This is a genomic window from Paracoccus solventivorans (assembly GCF_900142875.1).
Taxonomy (GTDB): Bacteria; Pseudomonadota; Alphaproteobacteria; order Rhodobacterales; family Rhodobacteraceae; genus Paracoccus; species Paracoccus solventivorans.
This window is the reverse complement of the sequence record NZ_FRCK01000008.1, coordinates 120,439-137,158: the sequence shown is the minus strand read 5'-3', so window position 1 is coordinate 137,158 and position 16,720 is coordinate 120,439. Positions and strand designations below refer to the sequence as shown.

Below are 16,720 nucleotides of genomic sequence, written 5' to 3'. Positions count from 1 at the left end.
AGGTTTCCGCCACGTCAGCCCGGCTCGAACAGGCGGGCGCTGTTGGCCAGCAGCACCGCCTGGGTGCGGCGGCGGGCGTTGATCTTGGACATGATCGCGGTGATGTGGGTCTTGACCGTGGCCTCGGCGATGGACAGCTCGTAGCTGATTTCCTTGTTCGCCTTGCCCTGGCAGATCAGCCGCAGGATCTTCATCTGCTGCGGCGTCAGCGTGGCAAAGCGGCGGGCCAGCTCGGCGCGGGCGTCCTCTTCCGACCCGGCGGCCTCGGGCTCGTAGCCCTCGGGGGTGACGCGCTCGCCCTCCCACATGCGGCGCAGGCTGTCGACCAGCGCCTCGCGGCCCAGCGACTTGGCGATATAGCCCTGCGCCCCCGCCGCCATCGCGGCCGAGATCATCGCGTTTTCCAGATCAGCCGAGATCATGGTGATCGGCACGCCCGGCAGCTGCCGGCGCAGGGTCACGATGCCCTCGGCCCCGCGGGCGTCGGGCAGGTTCAGGTCCAGGATCACCGCGTCGGGGGCGCCGTGGGTGCGGATCTGCTCGATCGCGGCGGCCAGGCTGCGGGCGGTGCGCACGGTCTTGCGCCCGAAGCTGATCTTGAGCGTCAGCGCCAGCGCGTCGCACATCAGCGGGTGGTCGTCCACGATCAGGATGTCCTGCACCTGATCGGCGGAACGGCGCGGCGCGGCTGGGGTTACGGCGGGCTCGGCGCCTTCGGCCCCGGCCGCCGGTGCCCGGATGGGTGTGGTCATGATGTCGTCCTCCCACCAAAGATGCGACACCGGGCCGCATCCTGGTGCCCCCAGTCTACGACCAAAGCCCCGTCGCGCAAGCCGCTTGCCGGTATAGACTGCCCCGGTGATTGCCAGCCCGGCGGGATGCTGCCACGCTGGTCCCGCCGCCACCCGCCGGAGGTTCCGCCATGATCCCGCTGCGCCGCATCGCCCTGTCCGCCTGCCTGGCCCTGGGGTTTTCGCTGCCCGCCGCCGCTGAAGAGCCGCTGCCCGAACTCACCGTCGGCACGCTGGAAGGCGGCACCGTGACATGGGAGCTGGAAACCATCCGCTCGCGCGGGCTGGACCGCGCCCACGGGTTTTCGCTGAAGCTGCTGGCGCTGGCCGGCAACCCCGCGACCCATGTGGCGATGCACGGGGCCGAGGTGGACAGCATCGTTTCGGACTGGCTGTGGGTGGCGCAGCAGCGGGCGGCGGGGGCGGATTACGTGTTCCTGCCCTATTCCACCGCGGTCGGCGGGCTGATGGTGCCCGGCGACAGCGCGGTGCAAAGCCTCGCCGATCTCGAAGGCCAGACCATCGGCGTCGGCGGCAGCCCGGTCGACAAGAGCTGGCTGATCCTGCGCGCCTGGTCGATGAGCGAGCACGGCCGGAATGGCGGCCGCGACCTCGCCGACACCACCCGCCAGCTGTTCGGCGCCGCGCCGATCATCCTCAACGCCTTTGAATCGGGCGAGGTCGCGGCGGCGGTGAACCTGTGGCATTTCCAGGCCAAGATGGAGGCGAGGGGCGCGCGCGAGCTGGTCGACGTGGTGACCGCGGCCCGCGACCTGGGGCTGGACCCCGACACGCCGCTGCTGGGCTATGTGCTGCGCGAAAGCTGGATTCAGGCGAACCCGCAGGCTGCGCGCGGGCTGGCGGAAGCCTCGGCCGAGGCCAAGCGCATCCTGTCCACCGACGATTCCGCGTGGGAGGCGCTGCGCCCGATCATGAACGCCGAGGGTGACGCCGAGTTTACGGCGCTGCGCGAGCGCTGGCGCGCCGGCATCCCCTCGGGCCGCGGCGTCGACCCCAAGGCGGCGCAGCAGATGTTCGCGGTCATGGCCGAGTTGGGCGGCGAAGAGCTGACCGGCGGGCTGACCGAACTGCCCGAGGGGCTGTTCTGGACGCCGGACCCTGCGTCTGAGTCTGGGTCTGAGCCCCTGCCCGAACCCGAAGCGAACCCCGACGCCAAGCCTTGAGCGACCGGCCGCCACCTGCCCCAACCGCCCCCGCCCGGCGCCCCCGCTGGGCGGCGCTGGCGCCCGGGCTGGTCTCGGCCGCGCTGGTGCTGGGGCTTTGGGCGGCGCTGGCCGCGATCGGCGACGATCCGCGGCGCCTGCCCTCGCCCATGGTGGTGCTGGAACGGTTGTGGGCGCTGGCCGCCAGCGGCGAGCTGTGGTTCCACACCGGCATGACTCTGGCGCGGGTGCTGGCGGCCTTTGCCGTGGCGATGGTCGCCGGCGGCGCGCTGGGGCTGTGGATGGGACGTTCCGCCACCGCCGACCGCTGGCTGAACCCGACGCTGGTGGTGCTGCTGAACCTGCCCGCGCTGGTGGTGATCGTGCTGTGCTATATCTGGATCGGCCTGAACGAGACCGCCGCGATCCTGTCGGTCGCGCTGAACAAGATCCCGGTGGTGGCGGTGCTGCTGCGCGAGGCCGGGCGGGCGCTGTCGCCCGATCTGGACGACATGGCGCGGGTGTTCGGGATGCGGCCGCTTTCGCGGCTGCGCCATGTGGTGCTGCCGCAGCTGGCCCCCGCCATCGCTGCCGCCGCCCGTTCCGGCATCGCGCTGATCTGGAAGATCGTGCTGGTGGTCGAGTTCCTGGGCCGCTCGAACGGGGTCGGCTTCAAGCTGCACATGCATTTTTCCAATTTCGACGTGGCGCGGGTGCTGGCCTGGGCGCTGGCCTTCGTCGTGGTGATGCTGCTGATCGACCTGATGATCCTGCGCCCCTGGCAGGACAGCGCCAACCGCTGGAGGCAGGATGCGGCTTGAGCTTGCCGGAAAGCAGTTCGACGGCCGCCCGGTGCTGGGGCCGATCACGCTGGAGCTGGCGCCCGCGCAGCGGGTAGCGCTGCTGGGGCCATCCGGCGTTGGCAAGACCACACTCATGCGGATCATCGCCGGGCTGGACACGCGGTTCCAAGGCCGCCGGCAGGTGCCGGAACGGCTGGCGATGGTGTTCCAGGAACCCAACCTGCTACCCTGGCGCACGGCGTTGCAGAACATCACCCTGCCCACCGGCGCCACGGCGCAGGCCGCGCGGGCGCTGCTTGCACAAGTGGGTCTGGCGGGGCGCGATGCCGCCTGGCCCCGGCAGCTGTCGCTGGGCCAGCAGCGGCGGTTGGCGCTGGCCCGCGCCTTTGCCGCGCGCCCGCAGATCCTGCTGATGGACGAGCCCTTCGCCTCGCTGGATGCGGACACCGCCGGGCGGATGCTCGACCTGACCGCCCGGCTGCTGGACGACAGCGGCGCCGGGCTGGTGCTGGTCACCCACGACCCGGCCGAGGCCGCGTTCCTGCGCGCGCAGCCGCTGCTGCTGCGCGGCAATCCGGCGACGCTGGGCGCGGACGAAGCGGGGGCGCTGCCCCCGCACCCCCGGGATATTTGAGCACCAAAGACGGGGCATGGCGGCGCAGTTACGCCGCCGGCCGGGTCAGAGCGCGGTCCAGCCGCCGTCCACGGAAATCGTGGTGCCGGTGATCTGGGCGGCGGCGTCCGAGCACAGGAACACCGCGGTGCCGCCGATCTGTTCGACCGTCGCGAACTCGCCCGAGGGCTGGCGCTGCAGCATCACCTTGGCGACGACTTCCTCGCGGCTCATGTTGTGGGTCTTCATCTGGTCGGGGATCTGCTTTTCCACGATCGGGGTCAGCACGTAGCCCGGGCAGATGGCATTGCAGGTGATCGGGTCGGTGGCGGTTTCCAGCGCCGTGACCTTGGTCAGCCCCACCACCCCGTGCTTGGCCGCCACATAGGCGGATTTATAGGGCGAGGCCGTCAGCCCATGCGCCGAGGCGATGTTGACCACCCGCCCCCACCCCGCCTGGCGCATCATCGGCAGCGCCACCGCAGTGGTGTGAAAGGCGCTGTTGAGGTTGATCGCGATGATGGCGTCCCATTTCTCGGCCGGGAAATCTTCCAGCGGCGCGACATGCTGGATGCCGGCGTTGTTCACCAGGATATCGCAGCGCCCGGCCTGCTGAATCAGGCGGCGGCAGTCGGCGGGCTTGCTCATGTCGGCCTGGATATAGCGCACGGCGACGCCGTGGTCGCGGGCCAGGCTCTCGGCCAGCGCGTGATCCTCGGGCGCATCGGTGAAGCTGTTGATCACCAGATCCGCCCCGGCCGCGGCCAGCGCCTGCGCCACCCCCAGCCCGATACCGCTGTTCGATCCGGTCACCACCGCCGTCTTGCCGGCCAGGATTTTCTCGACCATCTGCACGCCCCCTTCGTGTTGCTGCGGGGGCAGGATAGCGCGGCGCCGGCGGCTGCGCCAGAAACCGGCAGGCCGACCCGGGCGGGCAAAAAAAAGGCGCCCGCACAAGGCGGGCGCAAGTCATGAGGCAGGTTTCATACAGGCAAGAAACCTATCGAGCAGTGCCTTTGGTATACGCCCAAGCCGCCACGAGTCCAAGGGCCGAGTTTGCGTCAGGGTGAACGCATGGGTAGTCTTTTGCGACAGAACCGGGCCTGAACCCGGACGAAGCAGGACAGGCGCCCCCATGCGAATCTTCAAAATCGTTAACGATTCCGCGATTACGACCATGCTGCGCGTGATCTTTCTGGGGGCCGCGACTGTTGCAGGGATGCCGCTCACAAGTGCGGCGGAACCCTCTCATGCCCTTGCAATGTTTGGAAAACCCGCCCTTCCGGCGGACGCTGCACAGCTGCCCTACACCAATCCCGACGCCCGCAAGGGGGGGATGATTCGCTTTGCCGAACCGGGCAGCTTCGATTCGCTCAAACCTTGGGTGCTCAAGGGCAACCCAGTTTGGGCAGTAGGGGTCCATATTGCCGAACCGCTGATGCTCAGATCGCTCGACGAGCCGTTCACGCTTTATTGTCTGTTGTGCGAAACCGTCGAGACTGACGAGGACCGCAACTGGGTCGCCTTTACCCTGCGTCCCGAGGCGCGGTTTTCCGACGGCACCCCGGTTACGGTCGAAGATGTGATCTGGTCGTTCGAGGCGCTGGGGACCCAGGGCCACCCCCGCTACGCCGGCGCCTGGGGCAAGGTCGCCTCGATCATCCAGACCGGCGAGCGCGAGCTGCGCATCGAGTTTTCCGAGCCCGACCGAGAGCTACCGCTGCTGATGGGGCTGCGCCCGGTGCTGAAGAAGGCGCAGTGGGAGGGCAAGGATTTCCGCGCCTCGGGGCTCGAGGTGCCGATCGGCTCCGGCGCCTATGTGGTCGATCGGGTCGACCCCGGCCGCTCGATCAGCTTCCGCCGCAATCCCGATTACTGGGGCCGCGACCTGCCGCTGCTGCGGGGCGTCTATAATTTCGACGTGATCCGCTATGATTATTTCGCCGACACCAACGCCATGTTCCAGGCGTTCAAGGCCGGCGAGGTCGATGTCTGGCGCGAGACCAGCGCGGTGAAATGGGCCACCGAATACGATTTCCCGGCCATCACCGCCGGGCGGGTGGTCAAGTCGGAAATCCCCCATCGCCGGCCCTCGGGGATCATGGGGCTGGTGATGAACACCCGCTCGCCGCTGTTTCGCGACTGGCGGGTGCGCGAGGCGATGATCCTCGCCTTCAACCACCAGTTCATCAACGCGACGCTGACCGGCGGCACCGACCCGCGGATCACCAGCTATTTCGCCAACTCGGAGCTGGCGATGCGCCCCGGCCCGGCCTCCGGGATCGAGGCCGAGCTGCTGGCCCCCTTTGCCGACCAGCTGCTGCCCGGCACGCTGAACGGATACGCCCTGCCCGAGGGCGCGGCAAAGATGCTGGACCGCGATTCGCTGCGCCGGGCGGTGGCGTTGCTGGAAGAGGCCGGCTGGACCGTGCAGGAGGGCGTGCTGCGCAACGCCGACGGCGCAGCCTTCGCGCCGGAAATCCTGCTCAACCAGTCCGGCAGCGCCATGCGCGCGGGCAGCGAGATGCAGCAGATCGTCGACATCTACGTGCAGGCGCTGCGGCCGCTGGGGGTGGTGCCGCGGGTGACGGTGCTGGACAGCGCGCAATACATCCAGCGCACCAACCGCTTTGCCTTCGACATGACCTGGTACGAACGCGGGCTGTCGCTGTCGCCGGGCAACGAACAGGCGCTGTACTGGGGCAGCGCCAGCGCCGGACAAGAGGGATCGCGCAACTGGATGGGGGTGCGCGAGCCGGCGGTGGACGCGATGATCGCGGCAGCGGTGAACGCGCCCGATGATCAGACCCATGTCGCGGCGGTGCGGGCGCTGGACCGGCTGCTGACGGCGGGGCGCTATGTGATCCCGGTCAGCTATTCGCCGCTCAGCCGCATCGCCCATTCCGCCAGGCTGCATTACCCCGACACGCCCACCGCCTACGGCGACTGGCCGGGGTTCCTGCCCGATCTGTGGTGGGAACAGCCCCCGCGCCCCGACTAGACCCGGCCCAGATTGTCGCCGTCGTCGGGATATTCGTCGTCATCCCCGAAGCGGGCATCATCGGCATATTCGTCCTCGCCCTCGGAGACGTATTTCCCCGACAGCGCGATCGAGTGGTTGTCATGCGCCGGGTCCATCACGACATCGGCAGGAATTTCGCCGGCGAGCCATTCCTTGATCTCGTCGCGGGCCTCCGAGATGTCCTGCTCGGTCACTTCGGCGATATAGCGGACAAAGGCACGCTGGTCGCCGTCGATCTCGTCCAGCATTGCCTCGTCGACCTCTTCCCATTTTTCCTGGATCGCCTCGTAGAAGGCGCTCCAGTTCGCCTGGACATGTGACCATTTCATATTGCCGTCTCCTGCATCGCGAGCCTCTGGCCTATTCTACTGCCTCAAGCGACCGGCAGGGAACAGGGTTCCGATGACGCAGGCGACTTCGGCGCGGTTGCGTCAGACCGGCCGGATCAGCTTGCGCTCCAGCACGCGCAGCACCACCGCCAGATCGTGGCCGCGGCGCAGGATCTGCCCGTCCATGCCGACCACCGCATACATGCCCTGCGCATTGCGCAGCCGCGGCCGCTTTTCGATGCGGTAGAGCGGATGTTCCGCCGCGCGGCGGAACACCGAAAACACCGCCATGTCGCGCAGGAAGGACATGCCGTAGTCGCGCCACTCTCCGGCCGCGACCATGCGCCCGTAAAGCGACAGGATCACCGCCAGCTCGCGCCGGTCGAAGGCGACGACATCGGGGGCGGAAAACGGCGGGGCGGCGGGCTGGATCGTCATGGGGCCAGCGTGACACCAGCCAGGCCCCCGATCAACGGGCAAAACGCAGAGATGGGGGCGCTGCCCCCGCCGCGCTGCGCGCGGCTCCCCCGGGGTATTTTTCCAGAAAGAAGCGCGCCGCCTTGGTGACTTCTTTCTGGTCCAAATACCCATACGGCGGCGACGCCGGGCGGGCGCGGGCAGTTCATGCGCCGCCCGGAAGCGGGTCCGTCAGTAGCAGGCGACCCGGGCGATATTGCCGTCGGCGCCGATCTCGATGTTCAGCCGGTCGCGGCGCAGGTCGCGGGTCACCGGATCGCCCGGATTGATGATCCGCGTGCCCGCCGGCAATTGCATGGTTCGGGCGACCTCGGCCGGCTGGCCGACCAGCCCCGCCAGCGCCGCGGCGCCACAAAGATCGTCGTCGTCGGCGGCCGGCGACGGCGCCGTCTCGATACAGGCGGCCAGTGCCAGCATGGGCAGGGCGCGCAGCGCAAGTCGGGGAAGCTTGGTCATGGGGCGGTCCTTGGTCCAGCGGGCCCGCGCCTTCCCGAGCCTTGCCGGGAAGGGGCGGGAATTGCGTCAGTAGCAGCCGATCTTGGCGATGCGGCCGTCGGTGCCGATCTCGATGTTCATCCGGTCGGGGCGGAAGTCCATCGTCACCGCATCGCCGGGGTTGATCACCCTTGTGCCCGCGGGCAGCAGCATCGTCTTCAGCACGGTCGAGGGCTGCCCGATCAGCCCCGACAGGGACGAGGCGTTGCAGGCGTCGGCATCGGGCGCCGGGGTCACCGGCTCGGGCTGGACGCAGGCGGTCAGCGCTACCAGCGGCAGCGCGGCCAGGGCGAGTTTCGCAGAGATGGTCATGGCAGGCGGTCCCTTTCGATCAGCCGCAGTCAATGTTCTGGATGTTGCCCGCCGCATCCAGCCGGAACACGATCCGCAGCGGGTCGTATTCGGGCGGCTCGATTCCGCGGTATTCCACGACGCGGTAGTCCCGCGTCACGCCCAGCGAGGGGATGGCCGTGCCCGGCTGCCCCAGCGCGTGGCGATAGCTGCCGGCGTGGCAGGCGTCCGGTTCCCGCGACTGCAACCCGGCGATGCCGGTCACCTGCACCGGCGCCGGATCGAACACCGGGGCGGCGGCGGTCTGCGCCACGGGCGCGGTCTGCAGCGGGATCGCCATGCAGGCGCCAAGCGCCAGCGTGGACAGGGCAAGTGCGGTCAGTCTGATCATCGGGCAACCGTTCTTGAATCGAATGTCCTTCAGCGGGCACGGGGTTCCGCGCGTCTGAACTGGCCGCATCATAGGCCTGGCCGGCGCGCACGGAAAGCCGTCGCCGCATTGAAGCGCAAGCCCGGGGAAATGTCACCGCGCCACGGGTTCCCTGGCGATCACGTTCCCGCCAAGCCGCTGAAACCCCGGGACTTGTGCGGGTGCAGCAGCCCCCCGCGCCCGGGTCAGCGCAGGATCGGGACCGGCATGTCCTTGCGCGATCGCGGGCGCGGCGCGGCGGGCGCATCCTCGGCCGGGGCCTCCGGCGCGTGTTCCCAGGCCGCCATCGGCTGCATCCCCAGCCGCGCCAGCAGCTGCATGTCCCGGCCCTCCGAGGGGTTGGCCGCGGTCAGCAGCGTATCGCCCATGAAGATCGAGTTCGCGCCGGCAAAGAAGCACAGCGCCTGCATCTCGTCCGACATCCCGGTGCGGCCCGCGGAAAGCCGCACATGGCTTTGCGGCATCATGATCCGGGCCAGCGCGATGGTGCGCACGAAGTCGATGGGATCGACAGGGGCCGCGCCCTCCAGCGGGGTGCCGGGAATCGCGATCAGCATGTTGATCGGCACGGAATCGGGCGGCTCGGGCAGGTTGGCCAGCGTCACCAGCATCTCGACCCGGTCCTGCTGCTCCTCGCCCAGCCCCAGGATGCCGCCGGAACAGACCTTGATGCCGCTACCCCGCACCACCGCCAGCGTGTCCAGCCGGTCGGCATAGCTGCGCGTCGTCACGACGCTGGAATAATGCGATTCCGAGGTGTCGACGTTGTGATTGTAGTAGTCCAGCCCCGCGTCCTTCAGCCGCCGCGCCTGCCCGGCGTCCAGCATCCCCAGCGTCATGCAGGTTTCCATGCCCAGCGCCTTGACGCCCTCGACCATGGCGATCACGGCGTCCATGTCGCGTTCCTTCGGGCTGCGCCAGGCGGCGCCCATGCAATAGCGGGTAGCCCCGGCCTCCTTGGCCTTTTTCGCCTCGGCAATCACCCGCTCGACTTCCAGCAGCTTCGAGGCCGACAGCCCCGAGCCATGGCGGGCGGACTGGCTGCAATAGCTGCAATCCTCGGGACAGCCGCCGGTCTTGATCGACAACAGCCGCGACAGCTGGATGCGATTGGGATCGAAGTTCTGCCGGTGCACCGACTGCGCCAGATACAGCAGCTCCATGAACGGCAGTTCCATCACCTTGCGGGCCTCGTCGGCGGTCCAGCGGATGCGGCCGGTCGCGGCGGCAGGGTCGAGGTCTTTCATGGCGGTCTCTCAGCTCAGGATGTTGCCGGGCGAGTTTGCAACGGCGGTTAGCAGCGTTGCAACCACCTGTCCACGCACGGCCCCGGCGCCGCCCGCCCGGCCGGGCCGCACCTGGGCGGCAAATACCCGCCCTTTCCGGCAATCCGCCGCGCAAACCGGGCAAACCCGCAAAATCTTGTGGTTTGCCGTGACATTGCCCGGGCGGCGCTCTATATGATGCGCATCAATCGCAGGATACCAAGACGTATGAGCGCAGCCACCGCGCAGCCGGTCGAATACGGCGCCGACTCCATCAAGGTTCTCAAGGGCCTCGAAGCCGTCCGCAAGCGGCCCGGTATGTATATCGGCGACACCGACGACGGATCGGGTCTGCACCACATGGTGTATGAGGTCGTGGACAACGGCATCGACGAGGCGCTGGCCGGTCATGCCGATTACGTCCGCGTCACCATCCATTCCGACAGCAGCGTGTCCGTGCGCGACAACGGCCGCGGCATCCCGGTGGACATGCACCCGACCGAAGGCGTGTCCGCGGCCGAGGTCATCATGACCCAGCTGCATGCGGGCGGAAAGTTCGATTCCAACAGCTACAAGGTCTCGGGCGGCCTGCACGGGGTCGGGGTGTCGGTGGTCAACGCGCTTAGCGACTGGCTCGAGCTGCGGATCTGGCGCAACGGCAAGGAACATTTCGTCCGCTTCGAAGGCGGCGAGACGGTCGAGCATCTGCGCGTGGTCGGCGACGCCGAGCCGGGCGAAAAGGGCACCGAGGTGCGGTTCCTGGCCTCGAGCCGTGCCGATGGCGGCACGGGGACGTTCTCGAACCTCGACTATCAGTTCAAGACGCTGGAAAACCGGCTGCGCGAGCTGGCGTTCCTGAACTCGGGCGTGCGCATCCTGCTCGAGGACGAGCGCCATGCCGAGCCGCTGCGCACCGAGCTGTTCTACGAAGGCGGGGTGCGCGAGTTCGTGCGCTTCCTCGACCGCTCGAAATCGGCGTTGATCCCCGAGCCGATCTTCATGACCGGCGAACGCAGCGGCATCGGGGTCGAGGTCGCGATGTGGTGGAACGACAGCTACCATGAAAACGTGCTGCCGTTCACCAACAACATCCCGCAGCGCGACGGCGGCACCCATCTGGCCGGTTTCCGCGGCGCGCTGACCCGCGTGATCACCAAATACGCGCAGGACAGCGGCATCGCCAAAAAGGAAAAGGTCGATTTCACCGGCGACGACGCGCGCGAGGGGCTTACCTGCGTGCTGTCGGTCAAGGTGCCGGACCCCAAGTTCTCCAGCCAGACCAAGGACAAGCTGGTGTCCAGCGAAGTCCGCCCGGCGGTCGAGAACCTGGTAGGCGAGAAGCTGTCCGAGTGGTTCGAGGAAAACCCGGCCGAGGCAAGGATCATCGTCGGCAAGATCGTCGAGGCGGCGCTGGCGCGCGAGGCCGCGCGCAAGGCCCGCGAGCTCACCCGCCGCAAGACCGCGATGGACGTTGCCTCGCTGCCCGGCAAGCTGGCCGACTGCCAGGAAAAGGACCCGGCGCTGGCCGAGCTGTTCATCGTCGAGGGCGATTCGGCCGGCGGCTCTGCCAAGCAGGGGCGGGCGCGGCAGAACCAAGCCGTGCTGCCGCTGCGCGGCAAGATCCTGAACGTGGAACGCGCGCGTTTCGACCGGATGCTGTCCTCGGACATGATCGGCACGCTGATCACCGCGCTGGGGACCGGGATCGGGCGGGACGAGTTCAACCTGTCGAAGCTGCGCTACCACAAAATCATCATCATGACCGATGCCGACGTGGACGGCGCGCATATCCGCACACTGCTGCTGACCTTCTTCTTCCGGCAGATGCCGGATCTGATCGAGGCCGGGCATCTCTATATCGCGCAGCCACCGCTGTATAAGGTCGCGCGCGGGCGCTCCGAGGTCTATCTCAAGGACCAGGCCGCGCTTGAGGATTACCTGATCCAGCAGGGGGTCGAGGGCACCACGTTGCGGCTCGGCTCGGGCGAAGAGATCACCGGCGCCGACCTGGCCCGGGTCGTGGAAGAGGCGCGGCTGGCCCGGCGCATCATCCAGGCCTATCCCACCCATTACCCGCCCCATATCACCGAACAGGCGGCGATCGCCGGGGCGCTGCTTCCCGGTGCCGTCGATGCCGATGCGGCCGGGGTCGGCGCGGCGGTGGCGCAGCGGCTGGACCTGATCGCCGCGGAATACGAACGCGGCTGGACCGCCCGCCCCACCCAGGACGGCGGCATCCGCCTGTCGCGGGTGCTGCGCGGGGTCGAGGAATCGCGGCTGCTGGACGGGCCGATGCTGCGCTCGGCCGAAAGCCGGCGGCTGGGCCAGATGACCGACGCCCTGCGCGAAATCTATGCCGGCCGCACCCTGCTGGTCCGGCGCGACCGCGAACAGCCGGTCTCGGGCCCGCTGGCGCTGCTGGAGGCGATCTTTGCCGAGGGCGAAAAGGGCCTGTCGCTGCAACGCTACAAGGGCCTGGGCGAGATGAACCCCGAACAGCTGTGGGAAACCACGCTGGACCCCGATGCCCGCACCCTGCTGCAGGTCCGGGTCGAGGATGTGGCCGAGGCCGACGACATCTTCACCAAGCTGATGGGCGACGTGGTGGAACCGCGCCGCGACTTCATCCAGCAGAACGCGCTGAGCGTGGAAAACCTCGACGCGTGACATTCCGGCAACAGGAACGTTTCCGCGGATAAATGAAATTTTACCGGCGTAAATTCAACCTGTTGCCGGAAGTCGCGCGACTTTTTCCTTTTTAAGCCCGCAAAACGCCCGCCCATCCCCGCCATGTCGGCAGGGCGGGCGACGGCTTTGTCGCCGCATGTGCGCCGCTGGCGTTGTGAAATCGCGATTTCTGTGCAATTTTATATTTGTTAACAGGCGGAAGCCAGAAAACCACTGCATTTCTCGACTCGAGGTCCAACGTGCGTATCCAGTTCATCGCAGCCGCTGCCGCTGCCACCGTTTTCACGATTTCCGCGGCCCATGCCGGCGGCTATGTCGCCCCGGTGATCGAGGTCGAGCCGCTGGTCGCCGCCGCCCCTTCCTGGCAGGGCGCCTATGTCGGCGCGACGCTGGGCTATGCGTTCGGCGGCGACGACCGCATCGGCAACCGCCCGCCGGGCGCGGATCTGGGCAAGGCCGAGCTGTCGGGCGCCAATCTCGGGCTGCGGCTGGGCTATGCCTGGCAGCGCGACCGCTGGGTCTACGGGCCGGAACTGGGCATCACCGGCGGCAGCATCAAGGATTCCTTCGATTTCGGCAGCTACCGCTTTGAATCCAAGGTCAACCACATGCTCGCGCTGCGGCTCAAGGCCGGCTATCTGGTTCAGGAAGACCTGCTGGTTTACGGGATCGCCGGCTGGCAGCGGGGCGATTTCACCTATGATGTCGGCGGAACCGACGTCGATTACGACGCCGACGGCTATGTCATCGGGCTGGGCGTGGAAAAGCGCCTGTCCGAGCGCTGGTCGGTCACCGGCGAATATGAATACGCCAATTTCGGCAAGACCGACGTGACCCTGCCCACGACGACCGTGCCCTCTGGCGGGGTCTCGGTTGCGACGCCCGAACATTCCAACATCAAGCTGGGCGTGAACTACCGCTTCTGAAGCGGGCTGTCCGCGTTGCCACGGGCCGTCGGGACCATCCCGGCGGCCCGTTTTCCATTCGCTCAACCGCCGGAGGTGACGGGAATCGCCTCGGTCCGCGGCACCCGCGCCAGCTGCACCATCAGGATCCCCGCCGCCACTACGGCCGAGCCGATCACGTCCGACCAGCCGAAGCTCTCCTCCAGCCACAGCGCCGCGATGGCGACGCCCAGCGGCGGCGAAAGGAAATGGAACGCCGCCGCCCGCACCGCCCCGATGCGGGTGACCAGCCGGAACCAGATGAAGGTGGCGAAAATCCCCGGCACCAGCACCGAATAGGCCAGCGCGCCGATCAGCCGCCCGCTCCATTCCCACGGCCGGCCCCATTCCAGCACGGCCGAGGGCAGCGCCAGCGCCGCCGCCCCCACCGCCATCTGCAGCCCCACGATCATCAGCACATTGGCGCCGCCGCCGGCGTTGCGCACCGCCATCGTGGCCACCGCCAGCGCCACCACCGCCGCCAGGCACATCAGCAGCCCGACCAGATGCATTCCCTGCGACAGCCGCACGCTCATGATGATGACGACGCCGATCACGCCCACCACCAGCCCCAGCGCCGCCTGCCGGCGCAGCGGCTCGCCCAGCACCGCCCAGCCGGCAAACGCCACCATCAGCGGCATCATCGAGGCGATGATCGAGGCGGCCGAGGCCTCGACCCACTGCATCGCGGTCCAGTTGAGCCCCAGATACAGCGCGTTCTGGCACAGGCCGAACACGATCACCGTGCGCCACTCGGCCCGGCTCAGCCGCAGCGACTGCCCCATCGCCCAGGCCAGCCCCATCGCGATCACGGCCGAGGCGCCGAAGCGGATCACCAGCGCGAGAAGTGGCGGCATCTCGATCACCGCGATCCGCGTCGAGGTGAAGGCCGAGGCCCAGATCGCCGCAAAGCCCAGGCCCATCAGGGCGGATTTCAGGTCCATCGTCGGGCTTTCGTCATCGGCTCGGGGTCACGGCGTACCGGCCAGCATCGCGCGGGCGGTTTCCAGATCGGCGGGGGTGTTGATGTTGAAGAACGGATCCGCGCCCGCGGGTCCCGCCGGGAACTCGACCCGCGCCGCGCCCTGCGCGTCCATCCAGCCGCGCATCCGCCGCGTCCCCGCCAGCAGCGCCGCGCGCAGATCCTCGCGCAGCTCCACGTCCCAGGCGGCAAAGGCGGGGTGGTCCTGCCCGCCGCAAGTCGCCATCGCCACCGGCGCCTGCGTGCCCGCCAGCCGGCCGGCCAGGTCGGGCGGGAAAAACGGCGTGTCGGCGGCCGCGGTAACGATGCGCGCAATGCCCCGCGCCGCCGCCCAGTCCATCCCCGCCAGCACCCCGGCCAGCGGCCCGGGCCAGTCCGCGATGCTGTCAGGCAGCACCGCAAGCCCGAACCCCGCGTAGCGCGCCGGATCGCCGTTGGCGCTGATTGCCCGCGCGCAGCCCAGCCGCGCGATCACATGGCCGATCAGCGGCTGCCCGCCAAGGTCCAGCAGCCCCTTGTCGCCGCCGCCCATCCGGCGCGACTGCCCCCCGGCCAGCACGATTCCCGCAATATTCCCGTCCATGCGCGGCACTCTGCGCCGGGGCCGCGGGGGCTGCAAGCGGCTGCGGCCTCGCGTCCGCTTGCCGTGCCGCGGGGCGGGCCGTAGGATCGCCGCCATGCTGGGCTATGTGATCCACGACGATACCGACGGCAGCGACCGCATGGCCGCTCTTGCCCGCCTGCTGGCGGCGCGCGGGCTGCGGCTGGGCGGTGCGGTTCAGGTCAACAGCACCGGCGGCGATTGCACCATGGATCTGGCTGTGCTTGGCACGGATGCGGCCCCGATCCGCATCTCGCAGGCGCTGGGGCCGGGGTCGAAGGGCTGCCGGCTGGACCCGGATGCGCTGGAACGCGCGGTCGGGCTGGCGCTGTCGGCGCTGGCGGGCGCGGATCTGGTGCTGGTCAACAAGTTCGGCAAGCAGGAATCGCTGGGCCGCGGCTTTCGCGAGCTGATCGCCGAATCGCTGAGCCGGGGCATCCCGGTGCTGACCGCGGTCGCCCCCGACTACCTGCCTGCCTTTCACGATTTTACCGGCGGCGACGCCACCCTGCTGAACTGGGACGACGCCCCCGACTGGTGCCTGCGCCCCCGCGGCGCCGCGGCCTGAGCCCCCATGCCTGATCCCGTAACGACCCCCGACCCCACGGCCCGGATCGACGCCCGCCACCTGCTCTGCCCTCTGCCGGTGCTGCGGCTGCGCCGGGCGCTGCAAAGCGCCGCCCCCGGTGCGGTGGTGGCGCTGGAGGCGACCGACCCGGCGGCGGTGCTGGACGTGCCGCATTTCTGCGCCGAAGCAGGACACCAGCTGCTGTCCTCGGCCCCCCTGCCCGACGGCGCCCGCCGCTATCTGGTCCGCCGCGGCTGATCTTGCACCCGCGCGCGGGGAATGGTTCTGTGCGCCACCAAGTGACGGCCGAGGCGAAGGAGGGAACGCCATGCTGGCGATCTTTCTGCAGACCCTGCCGTTCTTTGCGCTGATCGGCACCGGCTGGGCCGCGGGCCGGATCGGCATGTTTTCCGAACCCGCCACCGCGGCGCTGACCCGCTTCGTGTTCTATTTCGCGCTGTCGGCCATGCTGTTCGGCTTTGCCGCGCAGCTGGACATCGCGGCGCTGTTCGACCTGCGATTCGCGCTGGCCTATGTGGGCGGCTCGGCCGCGGTGTGGCTGCTGGTGGCGGCGATCGCCCGCAACCGCGGCGCGGGCCCGGCGGAATCGGCGATGCTGGCCCATACCGGGATGATCGGGAACACCGGCTTTCTGGGGGTGCCGATGCTGGTGGTGCTGCTGGGGCCGGCGGCGGTCGGGCCGGTGCTGATGGTGCTGACGCTGGACCTGGTGGTGTTCTCGACCCTCATCACCCTGATCGTCGCCGTCGCGCGGCACGGGCGGATCGGGGTGGGGATGCTGCTGCCGGTGCTGCGCGGCATCGCCGGCAACCCGATGATCGTGGCGATGGCGGCGGGGCTGGCCTGGTCGGGGCTGCGCCTGCCGCTGCCAGAGCCGGCGGCGCAATACATGTCGCTGCTGGGGGCGGCGGCGACGCCGGGGGCGCTGTTCGCCATCGGCGCCTCGCTCGCGCATCGCCCGGCGCGGCGGGTCGGCCCGGCCGCGTGGCTCAGCGCCGCCAAGCTGGTGCTGCACCCGGTCATGGTGGCGCTGGCCGCCTGGGCGCTGGCGGTGGACCCGATCGCCGCGGGGGTGATGGTCGCCGCCGCCGCGCTGCCGGTGGCGGGCAACGTCTATATCCTCGCCCATCACTTCCAACTGGCCGAGCAGCGGGTCTCGGCCGCGATCCTGATCTCGACCGCGGTCAGCATCCTGACCATTCCCTATGTCATCCACCTGATTCCGAAAGGCTGAAAC

At 68.9% G+C, this 16,720-nt stretch carries 19 protein-coding genes; 9 read left to right on the top strand and 10 right to left on the bottom strand.

Annotation, left to right across the window (positions count from 1 at the left end; translation table 11 throughout):
* Positions 1–14 precede the first annotated feature (14 nt).
* A complete protein-coding gene (locus BUB57_RS12540) occupies positions 15–752 on the bottom strand; it encodes a response regulator transcription factor (protein ID WP_084732132.1) in 738 nt (245 codons plus the stop codon).
* A 170-nt stretch (positions 753–922) separates the two neighbouring features.
* Between BUB57_RS12540 and BUB57_RS12535 the strand changes: the two genes are divergently transcribed.
* From BUB57_RS12535 to BUB57_RS12525, 3 genes are read left to right on the top strand one after another with little or no spacing between them, the layout of a single operon-like run.
* Entirely contained in the window at positions 923–1,975 is a 1,053-nt protein-coding gene (locus BUB57_RS12535) for an ABC transporter substrate-binding protein (RefSeq protein ID WP_073067505.1), read from the top strand.
* Positions 1,972–2,775, top strand: coding sequence for an ABC transporter permease (locus BUB57_RS12530; protein WP_234952073.1), 804 nt, complete (start codon positions 1,972–1,974; stop codon positions 2,773–2,775). The genes BUB57_RS12535 and BUB57_RS12530 overlap by 4 nt, the downstream gene beginning before the upstream one ends.
* Entirely contained in the window at positions 2,765–3,391 is a 627-nt protein-coding gene (locus BUB57_RS12525) for an ATP-binding cassette domain-containing protein (RefSeq protein WP_073067503.1), read from the top strand. The genes BUB57_RS12530 and BUB57_RS12525 overlap by 11 nt, the downstream gene beginning before the upstream one ends.
* A 45-nt stretch (positions 3,392–3,436) precedes the next feature.
* Here BUB57_RS12525 and BUB57_RS12520 read toward each other — a convergent pair whose 3' ends face one another.
* Positions 3,437–4,219: a 3-hydroxybutyrate dehydrogenase gene (locus BUB57_RS12520; RefSeq protein WP_073067501.1), complete on the bottom strand. Its 783-nt coding sequence runs from the start codon at positions 4,217–4,219 to the stop codon at positions 3,437–3,439.
* A gap of 286 nt (positions 4,220–4,505) precedes the next feature.
* Here BUB57_RS12520 and BUB57_RS12515 point away from each other — a divergent pair, with 286 nt between their 5' ends.
* Positions 4,506–6,371 carry an extracellular solute-binding protein gene (locus BUB57_RS12515; RefSeq protein ID WP_073067499.1) on the top strand — a complete coding sequence of 622 codons (1,866 nt, stop codon included), beginning with the start codon at positions 4,506–4,508 and terminating at the stop codon, positions 6,369–6,371.
* Here the strand turns inward: BUB57_RS12515 and BUB57_RS12510 are convergent.
* The 6 genes from BUB57_RS12510 to bioB all read right to left on the bottom strand — a co-directional run bounded on the left by BUB57_RS12510 (position 6,368) and on the right by bioB (position 9,661).
* Positions 6,368–6,721 (bottom strand): hypothetical protein, encoded by a 354-nt coding sequence (locus BUB57_RS12510; RefSeq protein WP_073067497.1) that lies wholly within the window; start codon positions 6,719–6,721, stop codon positions 6,368–6,370. The genes BUB57_RS12515 and BUB57_RS12510 overlap by 4 nt on opposite strands.
* Positions 6,722–6,823: 102 nt before the next feature.
* Positions 6,824–7,159 (bottom strand): DUF2794 domain-containing protein, encoded by a 336-nt coding sequence (locus tag BUB57_RS12505; protein WP_073067495.1) that lies wholly within the window; start codon positions 7,157–7,159, stop codon positions 6,824–6,826.
* A gap of 210 nt (positions 7,160–7,369) precedes the next feature.
* Positions 7,370–7,654: an I78 family peptidase inhibitor gene (locus BUB57_RS12500; RefSeq protein WP_073067493.1), complete on the bottom strand. Its 285-nt coding sequence runs from the start codon at positions 7,652–7,654 to the stop codon at positions 7,370–7,372.
* Between the two features lie 66 nt (positions 7,655–7,720).
* Positions 7,721–8,005 (bottom strand): I78 family peptidase inhibitor, encoded by a 285-nt coding sequence (locus tag BUB57_RS12495; protein WP_073067491.1) that lies wholly within the window; start codon positions 8,003–8,005, stop codon positions 7,721–7,723.
* A 19-nt stretch (positions 8,006–8,024) separates the two neighbouring features.
* Entirely contained in the window at positions 8,025–8,375 is a 351-nt protein-coding gene (locus tag BUB57_RS17145) for a hypothetical protein (RefSeq protein ID WP_234952072.1), read from the bottom strand.
* A gap of 224 nt (positions 8,376–8,599) precedes the next feature.
* Positions 8,600–9,661: a biotin synthase BioB gene (gene bioB, locus BUB57_RS12485; protein ID WP_084732125.1), complete on the bottom strand. Its 1,062-nt coding sequence runs from the start codon at positions 9,659–9,661 to the stop codon at positions 8,600–8,602.
* A gap of 246 nt (positions 9,662–9,907) precedes the next feature.
* Here bioB and gyrB point away from each other — a divergent pair, with 246 nt between their 5' ends.
* Both gyrB and BUB57_RS12475 read left to right on the top strand, forming a co-directional pair.
* A complete protein-coding gene (gene gyrB / locus BUB57_RS12480; protein ID WP_073067489.1) occupies positions 9,908–12,346 on the top strand; it encodes a DNA topoisomerase (ATP-hydrolyzing) subunit B in 2,439 nt (812 codons plus the stop codon).
* A 260-nt stretch (positions 12,347–12,606) separates the two neighbouring features.
* Positions 12,607–13,293 (top strand): outer membrane protein, encoded by a 687-nt coding sequence (locus tag BUB57_RS12475; protein WP_073067487.1) that lies wholly within the window; start codon positions 12,607–12,609, stop codon positions 13,291–13,293.
* A gap of 62 nt (positions 13,294–13,355) precedes the next feature.
* Here BUB57_RS12475 and BUB57_RS12470 read toward each other — a convergent pair whose 3' ends face one another.
* Both BUB57_RS12470 and mobA read right to left on the bottom strand, forming a co-directional pair.
* Positions 13,356–14,255 (bottom strand): DMT family transporter, encoded by a 900-nt coding sequence (locus BUB57_RS12470; protein WP_073067485.1) that lies wholly within the window; start codon positions 14,253–14,255, stop codon positions 13,356–13,358.
* Positions 14,256–14,282: 27 nt separating this feature from the next.
* A complete protein-coding gene (gene mobA, locus BUB57_RS12465) occupies positions 14,283–14,876 on the bottom strand; it encodes a molybdenum cofactor guanylyltransferase MobA (protein ID WP_073067483.1) in 594 nt (197 codons plus the stop codon).
* Positions 14,877–14,970: 94 nt separating this feature from the next.
* On the opposite strand from mobA, the gene BUB57_RS12460 reads away from it, so the two are divergent.
* From BUB57_RS12460 to BUB57_RS12450, 3 genes are all read left to right on the top strand, one after another.
* The gene (locus BUB57_RS12460) at positions 14,971–15,462 is read left to right on the top strand and encodes a DUF2478 domain-containing protein (protein WP_073067481.1); all 492 of its coding nucleotides are present in this window, start codon (positions 14,971–14,973) and stop codon (positions 15,460–15,462) included.
* A gap of 6 nt (positions 15,463–15,468) precedes the next feature.
* Entirely contained in the window at positions 15,469–15,720 is a 252-nt protein-coding gene (locus BUB57_RS12455) for a sulfurtransferase TusA family protein (RefSeq protein ID WP_073067478.1), read from the top strand.
* A 70-nt stretch (positions 15,721–15,790) separates the two neighbouring features.
* Positions 15,791–16,717 carry an AEC family transporter gene (locus BUB57_RS12450; RefSeq protein ID WP_073067476.1) on the top strand — a complete coding sequence of 309 codons (927 nt, stop codon included), beginning with the start codon at positions 15,791–15,793 and terminating at the stop codon, positions 16,715–16,717.
* Positions 16,718–16,720 lie beyond the last annotated feature (3 nt).